This is a genomic window from Nesterenkonia sp. YGD6 (assembly GCF_022565895.1).
Classification (GTDB): Bacteria; Actinomycetota; Actinomycetes; order Actinomycetales; family Micrococcaceae; genus Nesterenkonia.
Genome location: NZ_JAJOYY010000001.1, coordinates 224,866 through 244,659, shown reverse-complemented (window position 1 = coordinate 244,659; position 19,794 = coordinate 224,866). Strand labels below are relative to the sequence as shown.

Genomic DNA, 19,794 nt, shown 5'->3' with positions numbered 1-19,794 from the left:
TAGATACACAGGAATTCGCACGCGGGGTTCGCCTATCTCTCCCAAATTCGATTCTCGTCGGTATGGAGTGCCCTGCTGAGCGTGGCGGCCACGTCCCACGTCGCGATTATGCTGGGGCTGTCCGGCAGGCCTGGTGATGAGGAGTCTTGTGGAGCAGCAGCTGCAGCAGCTCGAAGCCGCGATCACCCGCCTGGCCGCAGACCAGCCCTTCGCGCTGTCCTGGGAGATCCGCGCGATCGGCACCGGCGAGATCATCGGCCAGGACTCGACCCGCGCCGCCGCCTCCTTCAGCACTCGCAAGGTCAGCGTGCTGCTGGCCTGCCTCGCACTGGTGGAGACCGGCGAACTGAGCCTGGAAGACCGCTCGGTCATCACCGAGGAGATGAAGGACGGCGTCCAGGCCGGGATCATGCGCAGCCTCTCCGCTGGGATCTCGCTGAGCCTGCGCGACTGCCTGCTGCAGATGATGAGCACCTCGGACAACATCTGCACCCAGCTGGTCTTCGCGGCCATCGGCTCCGTCCGGCCTGACCCGCTGCAATGGGTCAACGACTACTGCGCCTGGATGGGCCTCCACGCCACCCTGCACCGCGAGATCTTCCCCCGCACCGGGGACCTGACCTGGAGCCACTCACTGGACACCCTCACTACGACGACGGCGCGGGATCAGTCCCGCTTGCTGGAGCAGCTGGGCCGCGGGTGCGTGGATGACCTCGCCGCCGCTGAGCTGATGCTGTCGCAGCAGCTGTGCGAGTTCGCGCGTGATGCGATGCTCGGGCTTTTCACCCCGGCGCTGGGGGTCGCCTGTACTCAGATCCGGTTCGCGGAGAAGAACGGGCGCGGGCTGCGCAGCCTCTCCCAGGTGGGACTGGCGCTCTCGGCGTCGGGTGCACCTCTGGCAGCAGTCGCGGCCTACGCCGAGAACATCCCGACCGTGTTGCCCTCCGGGGTCCCCGGGCGGGTGGCGGCGTTTGATCTGTTCGCCGAGCTGGGACTGGCAGTTCAGGAGTGGGCCCTTGGTCGCTGAGGTGAAGATGCTGAGCCTTGAGGAATGTGCGGCGACCTATCCGGAGCTGCGTTTCGCCGTGGGCGCCGCTGGGTCTGCTGAATCTACTGGGGTGGGTGCCGAATCCCGGGCGGATGAACCGCACGACCTGGCAGGCACGGGCAAGTTGCTGCTCGGCCTGGCCCTGGCCCACCTCGCCGAGGGGGACGGGGGCTTCCTCGGGCGTCCGCTCACGGTGACCTCTGATCACCGCGTCGGAGCCCGCTCGGGCACGCTGCGACTGATGGCCGGGGAGTTGACGCTCAGTGTTGACGACGCGGTGAAACTGGTCTTCTCCACCGGCGACGGCGCCTGTGTGCTCGCGCTGCTGGACTTCGCCGCGCCCGAGGGAGTCGACCTGCTCAACGAAGCCCAGAGCCTGGTCGCGAAGCTGGGCCTCGACGCTGTTCGGTTGACCGGCCTGGAGCGCGATGAATCATGGGGCGAGGGGCTCGTCGGTGAGACGACTGCTTCCGCAAACCTGCAGCTGCTGCGTGCGCTCGGGACCCCGGGCGAAACCGGGAACGGTCCAGCCGCAGCCGGGGGAGTCTCCTCCGAAACCCGTCACCGGCTCCACGGCTGGATGGGCAAGGTCTTCGAACCCGCCGGCCTGGCCGCGGCGCTCCCAGGCTTCGGGCCGAAACGAGTGCCGCACCAGACCCTCTCGGGCTGGGAGCTCACCGCCGCCGGCGCGCAGCGCGGATACAGCTCAGTGCTCTCCCTGCCCAACCACGCAGGGGAGTGGGTGCATCTGGCAGCCCACCTGCCGCCGTCGTCGGCTGGTGTTCGATCCCCACGGGACGTCTCGGCCGTGCTGGGCACTTTGGGCCTGGCGGCCTACCACTCCGCGCTGAGCTGACCGCTGCACGCTAAGGCTTAGCACTCCGGCGTGCAAAGCCTAGGCGGAGGTAAAAAACATGGAGTCACCAGGCGGCGACCATACGTTGAAGTCAGGTGCCGAGTTTGTCCGGGTACTGACAACGATGTTCTTGAGGAGTCAACATGCTGACGACACTGCATAATCTGGGTCTACGTTCCGAGCACGCCTACAACGCCGCACTGGTCTCAGTGGGGCTGTCCTTCGGCAGCTGGGCGCTCTCCCGCTACAAGAATGACGATTCCAAGCCGCAGGCAGACCGATGGGGCATCTTCGTCGGCCAGTGGGCGCCGACACTCTTCGGACTGGGCCTGGCGCTCTCGCAGTACGAGAACAACGGCAAGAAGCGCTGAATCTCAGACTTCCACGGAGGGGCGCTGCCGATCATCGGCAGTGCCCCTCCGTGTGTGTGGGTGCATTCAGATGCTGCTCATCGCGGCCTACCTGCTGGCCCAGCTCCCCTGCCGCCGCCGCGTCTCCCAGCCGAGCCCGCGCCGTCGTCGTCCGCTCTATCTGTCCGGACCCAGACGGCTGTGATGTCATTAGCCCAAGAGCAATGACGAAGAACCCATGACGAACAACCTCAGGAGTGACCCATGCGGGCGATCTGGTCTGGAGACGTGTCTTTCGGGTTGGTGACGGTGCCGATCAAGCTGTATTCGGCCACGCAGAGCCACGATCTGTCCATGCATCAGGTCCATGACGAGGACGGCGGGCGGATCCGCTACCAGCGCCACTGCGAGGTCTGCGGCGAGAAGGTCGACTACAAGGACATCGACAAGGCCTACGATTCAGGCGAGTCCACTGTCGTGCTCACCAAGGAGGAGCTCGGGGAGCTTCCCGCAGACGACTCCAAGGAGATCGCGGTGGAGCAGTTCGTACCCGAGGACCAGATCGACTCGATGGTGCTGGACAAGTCCTACTACCTCGAGCCCGCGGGGAAGTCTGCGAAGGCCTATGTGCTGCTGCGTCGAACCCTGGAGGAGTCCTCCCGAGTGGCGATCGTGACGTTCACGCTGCGCACGAAGACCCGGCTCGGGGTGCTGCGGGTCCGTGAGGACGTGATCGTGCTGCAGGGGCTGCGCTGGGCCGATGAGCTGCGCGAACCGGAGTTCGACATCCCCAAGTCGCGGCTGACGAAGAAGGAACAGGAGATGGCCACCTCGCTGGTGGACGCCTACGCCGAGGACTTCGACCCGGAGCGGTTCAAGGACGAATACCAGGACCAGCTGCACACGCTCGTGGAGGAGAAGCTCGCCCACGGGGAGGACATCGACACCGACGCGACCTTCGGCAACGTCGAGGATGAGGACGACGGCGACGGCAACGTCATCGACCTCATGGAGGCGCTGAAGCAGTCGGTGGACTCCCGGCGGAAGAGCTCGGGGAAGGGTGCTGGGGAGTCTGAGGGTTTCAAAGGTGGGGGATCTCAGGGTTCCGCGAAGGGCGGTTCTTCGAAGAACTCCTCGAAGGACAGCGGCTCCAGCCAGAAGAAGAAGGCCAGTTGATCAGGCTCCGGCTCGTCAGTGCCGTGAAGATCAACCATTCGGTTGACACCTTGCGCGCCTGAACCTCTGGCTCATTCCATAGGCTGGAGGTATGGATATCATCTACGACCTCAGCGTCCTGGCCCACCTGTTCGCGATGGCTGCCGTCATCGGCGGGTACTTCGTGGTCCTTCGCAAGCCACGACCCTGGCCAGTCATGGTCTGGGGCGGCCGCATCCTGCTTCTCAGCGGCCTGCTGATCGTCGCATTGGGCGAGGCCGCCGACCTCTGGGGAGGCGCCGATGTGAACCATCTCAAGATCGGGATCAAGCTGCTGGTCTCCCTCGCCGTGGTCGCGACATTGGAGATCGCCGCGAGCAAGTCCCGCAAGAACAACCAGCGGGCAAGCGAGAAGCTGACCCACGCGGCCGGCATCCTTGCGACAGTGAACGTCCTGGTGGCGGTCCTCGTGCCAGGCTTCATCTAGGAATCTCCCCGGACGGTTCTGCTGGGTCTCTCTTCGCCGCTTCTGCTCGATCGGGCAGAAGCGGCGAGGGTGTTCTCAGGGCTGCGGCTGCGGAGGTGGTGTCTTCGTGGTGAAGGAGACTGTGATCCAACTGTGCGGATCCTCACCGTCCAGCTGCGCTCGGGTCTCGTCACGGATGCGATCCCAGTCCTCCAAGGATCGCAGCCCCATGCCTGTGGGGACGTAGAAGACGACGTCGATCGTGCGCGCTCGTCCCTGCTGCGCGGCGTAGACCCGATAGTCGGTGAAGCCTTCTGACTCGGTGACGTCCTGGGCTGCTCCCTCGGCCTGTCTCTTGAGCTCGGGTGGAGTCACCAGGGAGATCTCGGCCAGGGCCCTGCGCAATGTGGAGAACGGCATGGGAAGAAGGATCAGAGCGACGATCGCCAGCACCGCTGGATCGACATAGGGCATCGCCCATTCGGCGTCGGTGTCCTCGATCAGCATGCCGATCAAGAAGGCCGCAAGCAGAGCTCCGGTCACTCCTCCGGCCATGATCCAGCCCTTCACGTCCATCGCGACCAGAGCCGAGCCGAGCTTCTTGTTCGCTCGATGCTCGATGAACCCGATCACGAGGGTCAACACGACTACAACGGCGGCGTAGACCACCGCGGGGCCGAACTCGACATCACGGCCACCCGTCAGCAGAGCGGATATCGCTTGGAAGAGTGCGTAGGCGGCCACCGACATCATCAGCAGGGCGTTCACCGCCAGGACGATCGGCTCGAAATGCCAGAAACCCATGGTGAATCGATCATGTGTCCGTTTCGAGAGCGCATTGGATGCCGACTTCGCGATGAGTCCCGCGAGAGTGATCGACACGACTGACATCACCGCATCGACCAGCGAGAAGACACCATCGAAGAGGATGGCGAACGATCCGGAGACGACGCCGAACCCGATTCCCAGCGCAGAGACGATCAGGACTCCCACCAGGGAGACCTTCAAGGCCTGTTGTTCCGTACGCACGGCGTTGAAGCCCTTTCATAGATGAGGAAGGCCCGAGAAGAGGGCTGCTGACCGCGATAAAGCGCAGTCAGCCTAGCAATGGCCAGGTCAGATGATGTGCTGAGTGCGTGCTCGATCGATGGCCTGCGTGCGATTCTCCACGCCGAGCTTGTCGTAGATGTGGACCAGATGTGTCTTGACCGTGGCCTCCGAGATGAAGAGCACGCGGGCCAGGTCACGATTGGTGGCTCCGGTGGCCAGCTGCTGCAGAATCTCGATCTCACGCGGAGTCAGCGCCGTCGCCGGTGACGCGAGTCGCTTCATCATCTGCGCGGTGATGGAGGGGGACAGCACGGATTTCCTCGCCGCGGCGTCCAGCACCGCGTGCTGCACGGTCTCCGACGGTGCGTCCTTGAGCAGGTAGCCGATCGCGCCGGCACCCATGGCGGCCACGATGTCCGCCTGAGTGTCGAAGGTCGTCAGGATCAGCACCGGAAGGTCATGCTCCGCGGTGATCCTTCTCGTGGCTTCGACCCCGCTCATGCCTGCACCCATCTGCAGATCCATGACCACCACATCCACCTCCTGGGCAGAGACCGCGAGGATCTCCAACGCGGATTCACCGGTGCCGGCCTCAGCGGTCAGGCGCAGCTTCCCTGAAGCTTCCAGCAGCGCCTTCACCCCTGAGCGGACCACGGGGTGGTCATCCACGAGAAGGACGCGCACCTGCGTCATGGGGCCGGGTGTCGTGGGTTCAGGTGTCGTGGGTCCGGGTGTCACTGGCCCTCCAGGGGAAGTCGGATGTTCACCGCAGTGCCCTTGCCCGGAGCCGACTCGACGGTCAGTGCTCCGTTGAGCTCGCGAGCGCGCGCCGCGAGTTTGGCCAGTCCGTAGCTGGGGGCGTCCTGTCGTTCGAGCTGGGCGTCGTCGTCGTTGGCAAAGCCGATCCCGTCGTCAACCACGTCTAATGAGACCGCATCGGGCCAGACCTGCAGAGTGACCACGGATGTGTGAGCGCGCGCGTGGGCCACGACGTTGCCGAGCAGCGACTGGGCTGCACGCAAGAACACCGCACGGTGGTTCAGCGGCAGGTCAGGCAGCTCGCCTTCGCTTCGAAGCCTGCATTGCAGCTCCTGTCCCTCGGCGTGCGCCCGCTCGGCAGTCCGGGTGCATACCTCGCGAAGGGCGGTGAGGAGATCGGAGTCCAGGGCGGGTGAGCTCAGATCCCGCACGAAACGTCGGGCCTCGGCCATGTTCTCTGCCGCCGTCTCCTCGATCACGTCGATGCGTGCAATGGCCCTGTCCGGGTGCTGATTCTCCAGTTCTTGCCGTGCGGCGCGGGTCATCAGCACGATCGAGGACAGTCCCTGGGCGAGGGTGTCGTGAATCTCGCGGGCCAGTCGTTCCCGTTCGGCTGCGCGCCCCACCTCCTGTTCCTGCTCGGCAAGCTCCAGACGAGCTGCCTGCAGCTGACGGATCGTTCGCTGGTGGCGTTCGTTGTCTCGGTATACCGCCCGGTAGGCGAAGCCGACGACCACGGCGAAGGCGGCTCCCAGGGATGGCCCGATCACCATTGCCAGATGAAAATCACCCGACGGCGCGTGCATGAACTGGGCCACGATCACCACCGCGGTGAGACCCACGATGCTCGCTATCGCCGGTCCTGTCGGCAGGACGACCAGGTAGAGGAAGAAGAGCGGGAACGCCACCCAGGAGAAGTCGGGGCTGGCCAGCGTCATCACCGCCCACACGAGGGTGACTGCGGCCAGCCACGGCAGCACGAAGCGTCGGGGATTGCGGCTGGTCTGACCTTGTGCGAACCGACTTTCCCAGGCGGTTCCGATGACGTAGATGCACGCCAGCAGAATGCTGAGTGAGACGACGAGCCATTCGCCCCCGAAGGCAGAACGGATGCCGACGACGACGCGCAGCACTCCGATGAGCAGCAGGGCGGCGAAGCTGACATGCAGGCTGATCCTCAGACCACGCAGGATGTCGGGCGTGGAGACCTCTCCCACCAGCGATGCCCTCCTCGACTGCTCCACGACAAGTGACAATGCTCGTGGGCCGTGGTCGTCCACTTGATCATCGTACCGAGGCGGACTCTCCGCCGGATCAACCATTCGGTTGAGCCTGGCGTCCACCGAAGGGACCTGCGGGATCAACCGATCACACGATCCCTGAGCGGCCTGATTCCAGGATTCTGGAGAGCAAGATCATCACCCAACACCTGCTCTCTGGAGTCGCCATGTACTTATCCCTTCGGGACATCACCTTCGCCAAAGGGCGCTTCGCGCTGATCGGCGGAGTCGTCGCGCTCATCACCATGCTCCTGGTGCTGCTCACAGGCCTGACCAACGGTCTCGGTCATCAGAACACCTCAGCACTGGAGCGACTCGACGCCTCACACGTCATCTTCAGCGCGCCAGCGGACGCGGATGATCATCCCTCCTTCACCGAATCAGGGATCACCACAGCCGAGCTGGACATCTTGGAGGAGGCTCTGGGCGCAGGCGCCGTGGAGCGACTGGGAGTGACGCAGACCCGGGTTGAAACCAGTGCTGATGACGCGGAGGAGGGCTCGAGCCGGACAGCGGCCTCGGTCGCGGTCTTCAGCGTGGAGCAGGACTCCGCGCTTGCCCCGGGACTGCAGGCGATTCAAGGTCAGCCGCATCCGGGTGAAGGCGAGGTGATCCTCAGCTCTGTGATCGCAGAGGATCTCGACTTGGCACTGGGGGACAGCCTGCGCCTGTCCTCCGGTGAGTTCACCGTTGCCGGGATGGTCGACGACGAGTTCTACAGTCACGTCCCCGTGGTCTGGACCTCCATCGCCGACTTCGCGGGCATCGCTCATCTGGGCGAGGACACTGTGGCGACCGCTCTCGCGGTACCAGCTGCGGCGGTGCCAGCTCTCGCGGTGCCTGAGGCAGCCGGACGCGCTGCCGCAGATGATCTGTCCACCGAGGCCCTCGCCACGGTCAATGACCAGGCTGGCACTGTCTCCACCGACACTCAGGGAGCCTTCAACGCTCTGCCCGCCTACCAGTCAGAGCGCGGCTCACTGGTGATGATGCAGGGATTCCTCTACGGCATATCCGCGCTGGTGGTCGTGTCATTTCTCACCGTGTGGACCATCCAGCGCACGCGTGACCTCGCGGTTCTCCGCGCGCTGGGATCCTCCCGCGGTTACCTGGTCCGCGACGCGCTGACCCAAGCGGCCATCGTGGTTTCTCTCGGCGCCCTCACCGGCGGACTGGCCGCCTGGGCAGCAGGACTGCTCATCGCCAACGCGGTGCCGTTCGTGCTGACGCCTGTCACCGTCGCGGCCCCGGTCCTCGGGGTCTTCGCACTGGGCGTTGCCGGTGCCGCCCTGACGACTCGACGCGTCTCCCGCGTCGATCCACTTCTCGCCCTCGGAGGAAACTGAGCATGACATCGATCCACACCACACCCATGCCATCACCACCGGCCCCACCTTGTGGAGATGCCGCTGCTCTTCGGCTTGAGGACGTGACCCTGACCTATCCGGACGGAGTCGACGAGAACGGAGAGGCCCGCACGCTTCGGGCACTCGATGCGGTCCATTTCAGCGCAGAGGCCGGGACCGTCACAGCCCTCGTCGGGCCTTCAGGCTCCGGAAAATCATCGTTGCTGGCCGTGGCCGCGGCACTCATCCGACCCAGCTCCGGCGCGGTGCACCTCGCAGGCAGGGAACTCACCGGAATGCGTGAGCGCGAGCTCACCACGCTGCGCCGAGACCAGGTCGGCACCATCTTCCAACAGCCCAACCTCCTGCCGAGCCTCACCGCGCTGGAACAGCTGGTGCTCACCGCGCATCTGCACGGCGACCGAGGCAGGCAGCTGAAGGCGGCAGAAGAACAGGGTGCGGAACTGCTGGATCTGGTCGGTCTGGCGTCTGTCGCGAACCGGCGTCCGCACCAGCTCTCCGGCGGTCAACGCCAGCGGGTCAACATCGCCCGGGCACTCATGGGCAGACCCTCGGTGATGCTGGTGGACGAGCCCACCTCCGCGCTGGATCACGAGCGGGCCCGATCCATCCTCGAACTGCTCGTCAGCACTACACGTCAGTTCAACACCGCAACGGTGATCGTGACCCATGATGCGCAGATGGCGACGTTGACCGACCGAACCGTGACGATCCGTGATGGTCGCCTCATTTCTGAGCGGTAGTCGACCTGTGGCTGTCGTCTTGGAGGAAGGAGTCAAGGACATTCAGCGCGCTGTCCCAGCCGTCGTAGAAGAAGCTGTCCCCCTTGGCGCCCTCTGCACCGCGGAGGTCGAAGGTCAGCTGGGTGCCCGCGTCGGTGGTGGCCAGGACGAGAGTGACCACCGGGGCGTCGTCGGGATCGCTGTGCGGGTCACCCCAGGTGAAGACGAGGCGTTCAAAGGGGGAGACCTCCCGGTAGACGCCGGCGGTGACCACCTCGGTGCCGTCCTCATCATTGACCATCGTGTAGGTGTAGCGTCCGCCCACACGCACGTCCATCTCCACCGACTCCCGCGGTGTGGTGGCACCCTCGGGATGGAACCACTGTGCTGCGGCATCGGGGTCTGTCCACGCAGTCCAGACCTGCTCCGGCGTGGCCGCGAACGTCCGCACCAGGGTGAAGCCCTTGGATTCATCGATCATTGCTCTTCGCCTTTCTGTGATGCATCTTCCTTGGATGGGTGATTGTTGAGGTACTCCTCAAGGTGATCCAGCCGCTCATTCCACTGCCTGCGCTGGTTCTCGATCCACTGGGATGCCTCATCGAGGGACGCCGGGGTGATCGAGCAGTCGATCCACTGCCCGCGGCGATTGCGGCTCACCAGCTCTGCCCGCTCCAGAACGCTCAGATGCTGGGAGACCCCGGCGCGGCTCATCGGGTAGTGCTTGGCGAGCTCGCTCACGGTGAGCGGCCGGCGTCGCAGTCTGTCCAGGATGTCCCGACGGGTCGGATCGGCCAGGGCGCTGAAGGTGACGCTCAATGGGTCCTTGGGTGGCAAGAGCGCCTCCAATGCGTAAGTAGTTGCTTACATGTTAGAAGGGGTCCTGAGCATGGGTCAAGAGTCTGGCGCCTGGATTGATAGGTCAGCGCTCGATGTATAGTCACCCCATGCTGACCAATGTTTCCCGCGCGGAAGTGATGAACCGCCTTGGACGGGCGATGTCGGACCCGACTCGCTCCCGAATTCTGCTGTCCTTGCTCGAGAAACCGGGCTACCCGGCGAAGCTCGCACGTGAACTCGCACTGAGCCGCACGAATGTCTCCAACCATCTCGCCTGCCTGCGGGGATGCGGAATCGTGGTCGCTGAGACCGAGGGGCGCCAGACTCGCTACGCCATAGCTGACCCACACCTCGCCGTCGCCCTGACCGCACTGCTGGAGGTGACTCTCGCGGTGGATGGGAGCGTGCCATGTTTGGACCCGGCCTGTTCCGTGTCTGGTTGTCGTGAAGCTTCGGCAACTGTGGAGCGTCAATGAGCCTGGAGTCCGTGACGCCCACGCGGCGGGCGAAGCTGCACCGTCGGGTGCGGCTCATCGTTGCTTTCACCATCACCTGGAATGTGATCGAAGCTGCCGTGGCGATCGGGGCCGGGGTGGCCGCCTCCTCCACGGCATTGATCGCCTTTGGACTCGATTCCGTGATCGAGGTCGCCTCGGCGATCGCGGTGGCCTGGCAGTTCACCCGAAAGGATCCTGAACGGTGGGAGAAGGCCACCGTCCGCGCCATCGGGATCGCATTCTTCGCCCTGGCCGCCTACGTCAGCATCGACGCGTTCCTCACCCTGACCGGGGTGGAGCAGGTCGATCACAGTCCGGTCGGCCTCGGCATCGCCGTGGCGAGCCTGGTGGTCATGCCGCTGCTCGCCTGGTTCGAATTCCGCACCGGCGGCGAACTCGGATCCAAGAGCGTCCAGGCCGACGCCAAACAGCTGCTGCTCTGCGTCTATCTCTCCGGGGCGGTGCTTCTCGGGCTGCTGCTCAACACCATCTTCGGCTGGATGTGGGCCGACTCCGTGGCGGCACTGGTCATCGCGGCCCTGGCGCTGCGTGAAGGGATCGAGGCGTGGCGCGGTGATGTCGAGTCACCGCTCGAGGTCCTCGATGATCTGAAGACGTAGCGCTATCGGGGCCCGGGAAGTCTTGCTCGAGAAGAGGGAAGTGGGCGCCTAGGGCTTGATGCCGCGGGGATGATCAGTCCAGGGTGCACGAGGGTCGCGCAGCTCCCCTGCACCGGTCCTGATCGCGTGCAGCGCCAAGACTCCGGTCACGGCGCTGGGGTTGCGGATCTGCCCGGTGAGCACCGCCTGCACAGCCTCAGTCAGAGGGATCCAGGCCTTCTCGATCTCGGCCTCTTCGCCCTCGCGCTCGTGCTGGTCATGTTCCGGCGTCTCGGTGATGCCCCGGGCCAGGTAGATCCGGATGCCTTCATTGGAGGCGCCGGGGCTGGTGTGGAAGTCCGCCAGGGTGTGCCAGGTGTCGGCGCTGATGTCGGCTTCCTCGTGGAGTTCCCGCGCTGCGGCGTCGAGCATCGGCTCACCCTCGGCGTCGAGCAGTCCTGCCGGAATCTCCCACATGTTCTGCCGCAGCGGGTGCCGGTACTGCCGGATCAGCAGCACCCGGTCCTGCTCGTCCATCGCGAGGACGGCCACGGCGCTGAGGTGCTTGAGGAACGCGCGGGTCAGCGTCTGGCCGTTCTTGCCGAAGCTGAAGGTCTCCTCGACCAGGTCATAGATCGGCGTCGACTGCAGGGACTTGGCCCCCAGGATGGGGTGCTCAGCGGGGGAGTCATAGATCGGCATGGAGCCAGCCTACGTGGGGCTGGTGTCTCGGCCGCTGAACAGGGCCCGCCGTCGTCGTCCTCCGCACGACCTGGCCCATAGGCGCACGGGGCCCGGAGTTCTAGACTGCGGACATACGCGCCGTGGCCTTTACTCGGGGAGCGGCGACCCTGAAGGGAAGGACGCTCATGCCGACAGTCGCACGGAACATTGTTGATACCTTGCACGCCAGCGGAGTCGAGCGGATCTACGGGATCTCCGGGGATTCGCTCAACGGTCTGACCGATGCGCTGCGCGCCGCGGGGACCATCGAATGGGTTCCGACCCGCCATGAAGAGGCGGCCGCCTTCGCCGCCAGCGCGGAGTCCCAGGTCACCGGGGAGCTCGCGGTCTGCGCGGGAAGCTGCGGGCCGGGCAACCTGCACCTGATCAACGGCCTCTTCGACGCGCAGCGCTCGCGGACCCCGGTGCTCGCGATCGCCGCGCACATCCCCAGCGAGGAGATCGGGTCCGGCTACTTCCAGGAGACCCACCCGCAGGAGCTATTCCGCGAATGCAGCGTCTATGTGGAGCACGTCGCCCACGCGGACCAGATGCCGCGGCTGCTGCGCATCGCCATGCGCGAGGCCATCGAGAAGCGCGGGGTAGCCGTGCTGGTGATCCCCGGAGACGTGGCGCTCGCCGATAGCCAGGCCGAAGCTGAGACCATCCGGCCGATGCACTCCCGGGTCGTTCCTGCCGAGGCCGATCTGGACCGGGCGGCCGAGGCGCTGAACACCTGCGAGCGCGTGACGATCCTGGCCGGTGCCGGCACCGCTGGAGCTCACCCCGAGCTGCTGGCGATGGCCGAGCGTCTGCAGGCCCCGATCGTGCACGCGCTGCGCGGCAAAGAACACGTGGAGTGGGACAACCCCTACGACGTTGGAATGACCGGGCTGCTCGGGTTCTCCTCCGGTTACGCGGCGATGGCGGCCTGCGAGACGCTGCTGGTGCTCGGCTCGGACCTGCCGTATCAGCAGTTCTATCCCGAGGACGCGAAGGTGGTGCAGGTCGACATCCGCGGATCCCAGATCGGCCGACGCACCCCGGTGGACGTCGGGCTGGTCGGGTCGGTCAAGGACACCGTGGAGGCGCTGCTGCCGAAGCTCGATGTACATCAGGATTCCCGGCACCTTGACGGTGCGACGAAGCACTACGCGAAGACCCGGAAGGATCTTGACGCGCTGGCGACGCCTTCGCGGCGGACCATTCATCCCCAGTACCTGACCAAGCTGATCAACGACGCCGCGGACGACGACGCGATCTTCCTTCCCGACGTCGGCTCACCCGTGGTCTGGGCCTGCCGGTACCTGACGATGAACGGACGACGCCGGCTGCTCGGTTCCTTCAGCCACGGATCCATGGCGAACGCGATCTCGCAGGGGATCGGCGCGCAGATGGCCGAGCCGGAGAAGCAGGTGATCGCGCTCGCCGGTGACGGTGGGCTGGCGATGCTCATGGGGGAGCTGCTGACCATCACCCAGAACGAGCTGCCGATCAAGACCGTGGTCTACAACAACTCCTCGCTGAACTTCGTGGAGGTGGAGATGAAGGCCGCCGGCATCGTCAATTTTGGCACCGAGCTGAAGAATCCCAACTTCGCGAAAGTGGCCGAGGCGATGGATATCAAGGGGATCCGGGTGGAAAAGTCTGAGGATCTTCCAGCCGCCGTCGAGGAGTTCCTCGCGCACGACGGCCCGGCGCTGCTGGATGTTGTCACCGAGCGCCAGGAGCTTTCGATGCCGCCGAGTGTCACCGCTGAGCAGGCAAAAGGCTTCACGCTCTATGCGGTGCGGACGGTTCTCAGTGGCCGCGGGGATGAACTGGTCGACCTCGCGAAGACGAATCTCCGCCAGTTGTTCTGATTCTTCGCCCTCCACAGAATCGCCCCGGCCCCTGTTGCGCCGGGGCGGTTCTGTTTAGTCTGTTGCTTCAGTGGCCGTGACGGATTGAACGGGACAGGTTCATGAACACTTCAGCGGGTCGGCTTGGTGTGGTGAGTGTTGTGCTGGTTCTTGGGCTGGCGCTGAGTTCCTGTGGGGGTGACGATGCTGGGGCTGAGTCTGGTGGAGCGGATGTTGAGCCGAGTGCGGAGGAGACCTCACCGGAGGGTGGAGCTTCGGATCCGGAGCAGTCGAGTGGTGACGGGAGTGAGGCCGAAGAGCCTGAATCGTCGCCGACGCCGGTGCCTGCGTCTTCGGATGGACCCGCGCAGAACTGGCCCGAGCCTGAGGTTCCGGATGAGATCTATGAGGAGACCGAAGCGGGCGCGCTGGCGGCGCTGACGTACTGGTTTGAGGCGATTACGTACCTGCAACTTACTGGCGAGTTTGAGCCTGTCTCCGCAGTCTCGGCTCCCGACTGCGCGATGTGCGACAACACAATAGCCCAGTTCTACGACCTGTATGAGGTTGAGAGCGGTTGGTACGCGGCGGAGGGCACCACTACTCAAGATGAGCTCGCATCGGGCATCACGGGAGACGGCCACGCACGCATTCTGTTCGCGTTGGTCGAGGGTGGGTATACGGCTTACGGTCCCGAGGGTGAATCCTTGGGGGTTGTCGAGAGTCGCACATACGATGCTGAGGCATTTCTGTATTTTGATGGTAGTCAGTGGTGGGTTTCAGAGCTCGAGATAGCGGATGCGGTCGTCGAATGAGGGTGCAGCGAATCTGGGGCACCCTAATGGTGCTCTGTGGCCTTAGCGGAGAACTTATCGCTGGGTCCTTCGGAGGTGCTTCAGTTAGCCCACTGATGTCGCGGACTTGTAACCATGTCGTCACTTGGGAAGGAAGGGAGGCCCAGGGTGCGGCTAGGTGTGAGCGTCCCCAAAATGGTGCGGTGGATCGATCGCCGCGGGAGCCTCGGAGTGAGGGCGAAGAGTATGTTGCTGGTGATAGGGAAGCTGACTGGTCGATTCCTGCTCCTGAAGTTCAGCCGACCTACTGCAGTGCCGAAGGTGGAGCAGCCCAAGCCGGGTGTCGAGTCGTTCTAATTGACGAGTGCGCATCTCGCGGCATGGACCTAGTCAGTCCAGTCGACACGGGGGAATTCTCGGGCTTCATCTGCGCTCCAACCGCTGATGCCGTCGAGGTTGAAGAAGACGTAGAGGAGGCCGTGGACATAATGGCGCTCCTGCCCGGCGCCGTCGAAGAAGCTTTCGCCACCCTCCCGATCGCCGGAGGTTCCGTCGAGTTCGAACCCGACCTTCTCGGTTTCGGCTACCGGGGACGGCATACCCACATGTTCGCGGACGTCGAGACACAGACCCTGAATCAGACCCTCCTCGACATCCCGGTGGAGATCCGGGTGAATCCCCAGAGCTTCCTATGGGACTACGGCGATGGTGCCAGCCGGGTCACCTACGACCCAGGGGAACCGATGCCCGACAGCTGGCAGGGCGAAGCGGTGGTCAAGACGAATCAAGAGACACCCACGAGTCACGTCTACACCGAGACCGGGCGCTTCCCGGTCAGCCTGAGCACCACCTTCGTCGGCGAGTACCGGGTCGGCGGCGGCCCATGGATCGTCATCCCCGGATCCGTGGATGTCCAGGCCTCACCCGGTGAGGCCGACATCTGGCGAGTCGCCGCGCGCAACGTCTCCGGCTCCTGCCGCAACACCGTCGACTGGGGCTGCAACGGGCCAGTCACCCTCGAACCGGGCGACACCCCACCGAAGATCTTCGCGGACCAGTACGACGCCAACGGCAACTGGCTGGGGGAGTGACCCTTTGCCTGCTGGCCGCCCAAAGATGAGGCGACCGAGCGCCATCGTCGTCCGTTCCCGGCAGATCGTCCCCGGCAGTTGAGTTCTTCGGTCCATACGTATCGACCGAAGAACTCAACTGCCCAGGATGGGGTCAGCGGCGGGGGAGGTGGTTGCCGGCGATCATGCAGCGCACTGACCCGCCTGCGGCCTCCAGGGTGGAGACATCGACCGGCATCAACGTGCAGTGCGCGGCGATGGTGTCCCGCTGAGCGTCCGTCAGGCTCGCCTCGGCTGTCGTGGACAGCACCAGGTAGCGCCCGTCGGTCCCCGCGAGTTCCAGGCAGTTGCCGGCGAAGCGGCCGACCTGGGCTTCGCTGAGCTCCACCACGGTCCTGCCGGAATCGCGCAGAACGCCGAGCACGTGCTCGCGCTGAGCCCGGTCGCGGATCATGTCACTGCTGATCAGTGCCAGGTCGGTGCCCACCGACATCATCACGTTGGTGTGATAGACGGGCACCCCGTCGCCGTCGGTGGCGTCGAAGAGCACCGGGGCGTAGCCGAAGTCGCGGCAGAACTCAGCAAAGAGTCCCGCGGACAGCCGACGTGACCGGCAGGCGTAGGCCAGCCGGGCGCGGTGATCGAGCACCATCGAACCCGTTCCCTCGAGGTACTCGCCGAAGCGCTCCGCCGAGGAGTAGTCCACCACGCGGCGCACCCGATGGGTCTCCTGCAGGTGCGCCACGATGTCGCCGCGCCGCTCGGCCCGGCGGTTCTCCGCATACATCGGATACAGCGTGACCGTGCCGTCGGGATGGGTGCTGAACCAGTTGTTCGGAAACACGCTGTCAGGCGTCTCCGCGGAGGGGTCATCGAAGATGTCCACGCCGATGCCCAGTCGCTCGAGGGTGCGGCCGAGCTCGGTGACCTCGGCGTAGGCCGCATCGGCTACCCGGCGGGCGGACTCCCGGGCGGCTGAGGGCAGCAGCGCGTCGAGGATCCGCTGCTGGAAGCTGTTGTCCGCAGCGGTTTCCGGGTTGGGCGTGAACTGGTGCGGTCGCACGAGTACCACTCGGGACGGGGCCTGCTCGGTCACCTGCTCTGCGGTGACGCGGAAACGCGCCACCGGCGCATTCATCACCTCAGTCATCAACGATCACCCGACCGGCTTCATCGAGCTGACCAGTGAGAACAGGTCCTTCGGGTCCTCGGGGTCGGCGACCAGGTCCAGCGAGGTCTGCAGATCGGTGCCGGCGGTGGCGTCGCGGACGAAGCGCAGCGCGGAGAGATCCGCGATCGCGAAGCCCACCGAGTCGAAGATCGTGATCTGCTCAGGGGACTGGCGGCCGGACTCGGCGCCGGTGAGCACCTGCCAGAACTCGACCACCGGGAAATCAGGCTCCATCTGCTGGATCTCGCCTTCGATCCGGGTCTGTTCCGGGTACTCCACGAAGACCCGGCCGCGGCGCAGGATCTCGGCGTCCAGCTCGGTCTTGCCCGGGCAGTCTCCGCCCACAGCGTTGATGTGCACGCCGGGGGAGATCTGCGCAGAGCTCAGGATGGTGTTCTGCGCCTTGTCCGCGGTGCAGGTGGTGATGATGTCGGCCCCGGCCACGGCCTCGTCGGTGGACTCCGCCAGGGTGACGTTGAAGCCGAGCGGCTCCAGGTTTCGGCGCAGCTTCTTCATCGCGGCGGGATCCACATCGAAGACCTGCAGGTCCTCGATGCCCAGCGCAGAGCGGATCGCGAGTGCCTGGAACTCCGCCTGGGAGCCGGCGCCGATCAGCGCCATCCGCGTCGAGTCTGGGCGGGCCAGCGCCTTCGCGGTCATCGCGGAGGTCGCGGCGGTGCGCAGGGCGGTCAGCAGAGTCATCTCTGCGAGGAAGGTGGGGTAGCCGTTGTCCACATCGGCGAGCATGCCGAAGGCGGTGACGGTCTGGAACCCGCGGGAGGGGTTCAGCGGGTGCCCGTTGACGTACTTGAAGGCGTAGGTCTCCATGTCGGAGGTCGGCATCAGCTCGATCACGCCGAACGGCGTGTGGCTGGCGATGCGCGGGATCTTGTCGAAGCTCTCCCAGCGGCGGAAGTCGTCCTCGAGGTACTGGATCATGTCGGTCATCAGCTGCTCCACGCCCTCGCGCTGGATCCAGCGGGCCATGTTGCCGACGTCGACGAACTGCGTCATGAGGAACTCCTTCAAGGGGTGGTGCGTGAATCGTGCCAGGGTGATGAGTCTCAGCCTAGGGATCTCGATGTGTACATGTAAGAGTAGTTCTGTTGAATTTCGGGGCACTCAGGTGGCAATTTGGCAGGTTGCGGATAGCATTATGCACATGCCTCGCCTCACGGACCTCGACCGTCGACTCATCTCCGCGCTGCGCAAGGACGGCCGCGCACCGGTCGCGGCGCTCGCCGAACAGCTCGGAGTCGCCAGGGCCACGGTCACCAGCCGAATCGAGAAGCTCAAGGCCCAAGGGGTCATCGTGGGGTTCAGCGTGCGCGTCCACGACCACAACGAGACCGGCGAGGTCCGCGCCATCTCTTTCATCGAGGTCGTCGGGCGCACCACCGATCATGTGATCGCCGAGCTGCGCGGCTTTCCCGAGATCATGGCGCTGCACACCACCAACGGGGGCTGGGACCTGGTCGCGGAGATCTCGTGTGAGAATCTGCGCGACTTCGACGAGGTGCTGCGCCGCGTCCGCGGGATCAAGGGAGTGGTCAACAGTGAGACCAGCCTGCTGCTCAGCTCGGTGGTCCGCTGAGCCCGGGTCCGCGCCGATGCTGGAGAGCTGAGCCGCCCGCTGGGGGCCGAACGGGCGCCGTCGTCGTTCTCCCGCCGTTCCTCCTGGCTGGTTGAGTTCTCAGGCGGATACGTAAGTGCCGGATAACTCAACCACCCAGGTAACCTGGGGGCCTATGCGCGTCACCATTGATCCCCACACCGAAGGCGTCCTGAACAACGACGCCGGCTCCACCGTCCGCCGCTCCGTGCTCCCCGCCGGGGTGCGTGTGCTCACCGAGGAGATGCCGGGCCAGCGCTCGGTCACCTTGGGCTTCTGGATCGGGGTGGGCTCCCGCGACGAGGCCGCCCACCAGCACGGCTCCACCCACTTCCTGGAGCACCTGCTCTTCAAGGGCACCGAGACCCGCTCCTCGCTGGAGATCGCCTCGGCCTTCGACAGCGTGGGCGGTGAGTCCAACGCGATGACCGGCAAGGAGCACACCTGCTACTACGCCCGGGTGCTCGACACCGACCTGCCCATGGCGGTCGAGGTGCTCACCGACATCGTCACCTCCGCGCTGCTGGATCCGGCCGAGATGGAGATCGAGCGCGGGGTCATCCTTGAAGAGCTCGCCATGGCCGAGGACGATCCCGAGGACGTGGTCCACGAGCGGTTCGGCTCCCAGGTCCTCGACGGTCACCCGCTGGGCCGGCCCATCGGGGGCACGCCCAAGGAGATCAATGCCGCCAGCCGCGAGGACGTCTTCGACCACTACCAGCGCTGGTACCGCCCCGACGAGCTGGTCATCACCGCCGCCGGCGGGCTCGACCATGACCATGTGGTCTCACTCATCGCGGAGGCGCTGGACAAGTCCTCCTGGGACATGACCGTCCCCGGCTCACCGGCGCAGCGCCGGGTCGGTCGCGAGACCGAGATCCCGGTCCGCGCCGGCACCGAGACGATCATCAAACCCGTGGAGCAGTCCCAGGTGATCCTCGGCGGCCGCGGTATGGCCGCCTCCGACGAGGACCGCTTCGCGCTCTCGGTGATGCACGCGGTGCTCGGCGGCGGCATGTCCTCCCGACTCTTCCAGGAGGTTCGCGAGCGCCGCGGCCTGGCGTATTCCACCTACTCCTTCTCCTCGGCGATGACCGACGCCGGCTACTTCGGCCTCTATGCCGGCTGCCTGCCGAACAAGGTCGCCAAGGTCACCGAGGTCATGGCCGCGGAACTCGACCGGATCGCCACCGACCACGTCAGCGCCGAGGAGCTCACCCGCGCGAAGGGTCAGCTGCGCGGCGGCACCGTGCTGGGCATGGAGGAGACCTCTTCGCGGATGTCCCGACTGGGCCGGGCCGAGCTGGTGCGCGGCGAGTTCGTCGACATCTCCGACACGCTGCACCAGATCGACACCATCACCGCCGAGGACGTGCGCAAGGTCGCGGCCAGGCTTGCCAGCTCGCCACGAGCTGTCACGGTGGTCGGCCCCGCCTAGACTGGAAGAGTCACTGCAGGCGGACCGAGGGGGTCTCATGCACCGCAGCCGAAGTGGATGCCGCAGTCGGAGTCGCAGCCGCAGGCGAGCTGCTTCCCGGCGGTCCGGCGTCGTGGTCATGTCTCTCGGCCTTATGCTCCTGACCTCCTGCGCGGG

Annotated in this window: 22 protein-coding genes; 14 read left to right on the top strand and 8 right to left on the bottom strand. The window is 65.4% G+C overall.

Annotated features, from left to right (window positions below; all coding sequences use genetic code 11):
• Positions 1-148: 148 nt before the first annotated feature.
• The 5 genes from LTI14_RS01155 to LTI14_RS01135 all read left to right on the top strand — a co-directional run bounded on the left by LTI14_RS01155 (position 149) and on the right by LTI14_RS01135 (position 3,896).
• Positions 149-1,027, top strand: a complete 879-nt coding sequence (locus tag LTI14_RS01155; RefSeq protein ID WP_241475376.1) for a serine hydrolase — start codon at positions 149-151, stop codon at positions 1,025-1,027.
• Complete coding sequence (locus tag LTI14_RS01150) at positions 1,017-1,904, top strand: serine hydrolase (protein WP_241475374.1); 888 nt, start codon at positions 1,017-1,019, stop codon at positions 1,902-1,904. Before LTI14_RS01155 ends, LTI14_RS01150 begins: the two co-directional genes overlap by 11 nt.
• A 143-nt stretch (positions 1,905-2,047) precedes the next feature.
• Entirely contained in the window at positions 2,048-2,275 is a 228-nt protein-coding gene (locus tag LTI14_RS01145; RefSeq protein WP_241470035.1) for a hypothetical protein, read from the top strand.
• Between the two features lie 243 nt (positions 2,276-2,518).
• On the top strand, positions 2,519-3,430 hold the full coding sequence (ku, locus tag LTI14_RS01140; RefSeq protein ID WP_274615744.1) for a non-homologous end joining protein Ku: 912 nt from the start codon (positions 2,519-2,521) through the stop codon (positions 3,428-3,430).
• Positions 3,431-3,521: 91 nt separating this feature from the next.
• On the top strand, positions 3,522-3,896 hold the full coding sequence (locus LTI14_RS01135; RefSeq protein ID WP_241464188.1) for a hypothetical protein: 375 nt from the start codon (positions 3,522-3,524) through the stop codon (positions 3,894-3,896).
• 75 nt (positions 3,897-3,971) lie between these two features.
• Here the strand turns inward: LTI14_RS01135 and LTI14_RS01130 are convergent, their stop codons facing one another.
• The 3 genes from LTI14_RS01130 to LTI14_RS13190 form a co-directional block, all read right to left on the bottom strand.
• The gene (locus tag LTI14_RS01130) at positions 3,972-4,904 is read right to left on the bottom strand and encodes a cation diffusion facilitator family transporter (RefSeq protein ID WP_241470033.1); all 933 of its coding nucleotides are present in this window, start codon (positions 4,902-4,904) and stop codon (positions 3,972-3,974) included.
• Positions 4,905-4,991: 87 nt separating this feature from the next.
• The gene (locus LTI14_RS01125; protein WP_241475370.1) at positions 4,992-5,618 is read right to left on the bottom strand and encodes a response regulator; all 627 of its coding nucleotides are present in this window, start codon (positions 5,616-5,618) and stop codon (positions 4,992-4,994) included.
• Between the two features lie 41 nt (positions 5,619-5,659).
• The gene (locus LTI14_RS13190; RefSeq protein ID WP_241475368.1) at positions 5,660-6,901 is read right to left on the bottom strand and encodes a sensor histidine kinase; all 1,242 of its coding nucleotides are present in this window, start codon (positions 6,899-6,901) and stop codon (positions 5,660-5,662) included.
• Between the two features lie 230 nt (positions 6,902-7,131).
• On the opposite strand from LTI14_RS13190, the gene LTI14_RS01115 reads away from it, so the two are divergent.
• Positions 7,132-8,310 (top strand): ABC transporter permease, encoded by a 1,179-nt coding sequence (locus LTI14_RS01115; protein ID WP_241475366.1) that lies wholly within the window; start codon positions 7,132-7,134, stop codon positions 8,308-8,310.
• Positions 8,311-8,393: 83 nt separating this feature from the next.
• Entirely contained in the window at positions 8,394-9,074 is a 681-nt protein-coding gene (locus LTI14_RS01110; RefSeq protein ID WP_342357708.1) for an ABC transporter ATP-binding protein, read from the top strand.
• On the opposite strand, the gene LTI14_RS01105 is transcribed toward LTI14_RS01110, so the two are convergent.
• Positions 9,058-9,534 (bottom strand): SRPBCC family protein, encoded by a 477-nt coding sequence (locus LTI14_RS01105; protein WP_241475364.1) that lies wholly within the window; start codon positions 9,532-9,534, stop codon positions 9,058-9,060. The genes LTI14_RS01110 and LTI14_RS01105 overlap by 17 nt on opposite strands.
• Positions 9,531-9,872, bottom strand: coding sequence for an ArsR/SmtB family transcription factor (locus LTI14_RS01100; protein WP_241464198.1), 342 nt, complete (start codon positions 9,870-9,872; stop codon positions 9,531-9,533). The genes LTI14_RS01105 and LTI14_RS01100 overlap by 4 nt, the downstream gene beginning before the upstream one ends.
• 128 nt (positions 9,873-10,000) lie before the next feature.
• Between LTI14_RS01100 and cmtR the strand changes: the two genes are divergently transcribed.
• Positions 10,001-10,369, top strand: a complete 369-nt coding sequence (gene cmtR, locus LTI14_RS01095) for a Cd(II)/Pb(II)-sensing metalloregulatory transcriptional regulator CmtR (protein WP_241475362.1) — start codon at positions 10,001-10,003, stop codon at positions 10,367-10,369.
• Positions 10,366-11,010, top strand: a complete 645-nt coding sequence (locus LTI14_RS01090; RefSeq protein WP_241475361.1) for a cation transporter — start codon at positions 10,366-10,368, stop codon at positions 11,008-11,010. The genes cmtR and LTI14_RS01090 overlap by 4 nt, the downstream gene beginning before the upstream one ends.
• Before the next feature lie 48 nt (positions 11,011-11,058).
• On the opposite strand, the gene LTI14_RS01085 is transcribed toward LTI14_RS01090, so the two are convergent.
• The gene (locus tag LTI14_RS01085) at positions 11,059-11,691 is read right to left on the bottom strand and encodes an NUDIX domain-containing protein (RefSeq protein ID WP_241470026.1); all 633 of its coding nucleotides are present in this window, start codon (positions 11,689-11,691) and stop codon (positions 11,059-11,061) included.
• A 167-nt stretch (positions 11,692-11,858) separates the two neighbouring features.
• Between LTI14_RS01085 and poxB the strand changes: the two genes are divergently transcribed.
• The 3 genes from poxB to LTI14_RS01070 all read left to right on the top strand — a co-directional run bounded on the left by poxB (position 11,859) and on the right by LTI14_RS01070 (position 15,438).
• Positions 11,859-13,574 carry a ubiquinone-dependent pyruvate dehydrogenase gene (gene poxB, locus LTI14_RS01080; protein ID WP_241475359.1) on the top strand — a complete coding sequence of 572 codons (1,716 nt, stop codon included), beginning with the start codon at positions 11,859-11,861 and terminating at the stop codon, positions 13,572-13,574.
• A gap of 131 nt (positions 13,575-13,705) precedes the next feature.
• Complete coding sequence (locus tag LTI14_RS01075; RefSeq protein ID WP_241475357.1) at positions 13,706-14,368, top strand: DUF6318 family protein; 663 nt, start codon at positions 13,706-13,708, stop codon at positions 14,366-14,368.
• 467 nt (positions 14,369-14,835) lie between these two features.
• Complete coding sequence (locus LTI14_RS01070; RefSeq protein WP_241475355.1) at positions 14,836-15,438, top strand: hypothetical protein; 603 nt, start codon at positions 14,836-14,838, stop codon at positions 15,436-15,438.
• Between the two features lie 133 nt (positions 15,439-15,571).
• Here the strand turns inward: LTI14_RS01070 and ctlX are convergent, their stop codons facing one another.
• Positions 15,572-16,567 (bottom strand): citrulline utilization hydrolase CtlX, encoded by a 996-nt coding sequence (gene ctlX / locus LTI14_RS01065; protein WP_241475353.1) that lies wholly within the window; start codon positions 16,565-16,567, stop codon positions 15,572-15,574.
• Between the two features lie 6 nt (positions 16,568-16,573).
• A complete protein-coding gene (locus LTI14_RS01060; protein WP_241475351.1) occupies positions 16,574-17,602 on the bottom strand; it encodes an ornithine cyclodeaminase in 1,029 nt (342 codons plus the stop codon).
• 148 nt (positions 17,603-17,750) lie between these two features.
• Between LTI14_RS01060 and LTI14_RS01055 the strand changes: the two genes are divergently transcribed.
• Complete coding sequence (locus LTI14_RS01055; RefSeq protein ID WP_106122999.1) at positions 17,751-18,182, top strand: Lrp/AsnC family transcriptional regulator; 432 nt, start codon at positions 17,751-17,753, stop codon at positions 18,180-18,182.
• Between the two features lie 154 nt (positions 18,183-18,336).
• Positions 18,337-19,638, top strand: coding sequence for a M16 family metallopeptidase (locus LTI14_RS01050; RefSeq protein ID WP_241475349.1), 1,302 nt, complete (start codon positions 18,337-18,339; stop codon positions 19,636-19,638).
• The last annotated feature ends 156 nt before the right edge of the window (positions 19,639-19,794 follow it).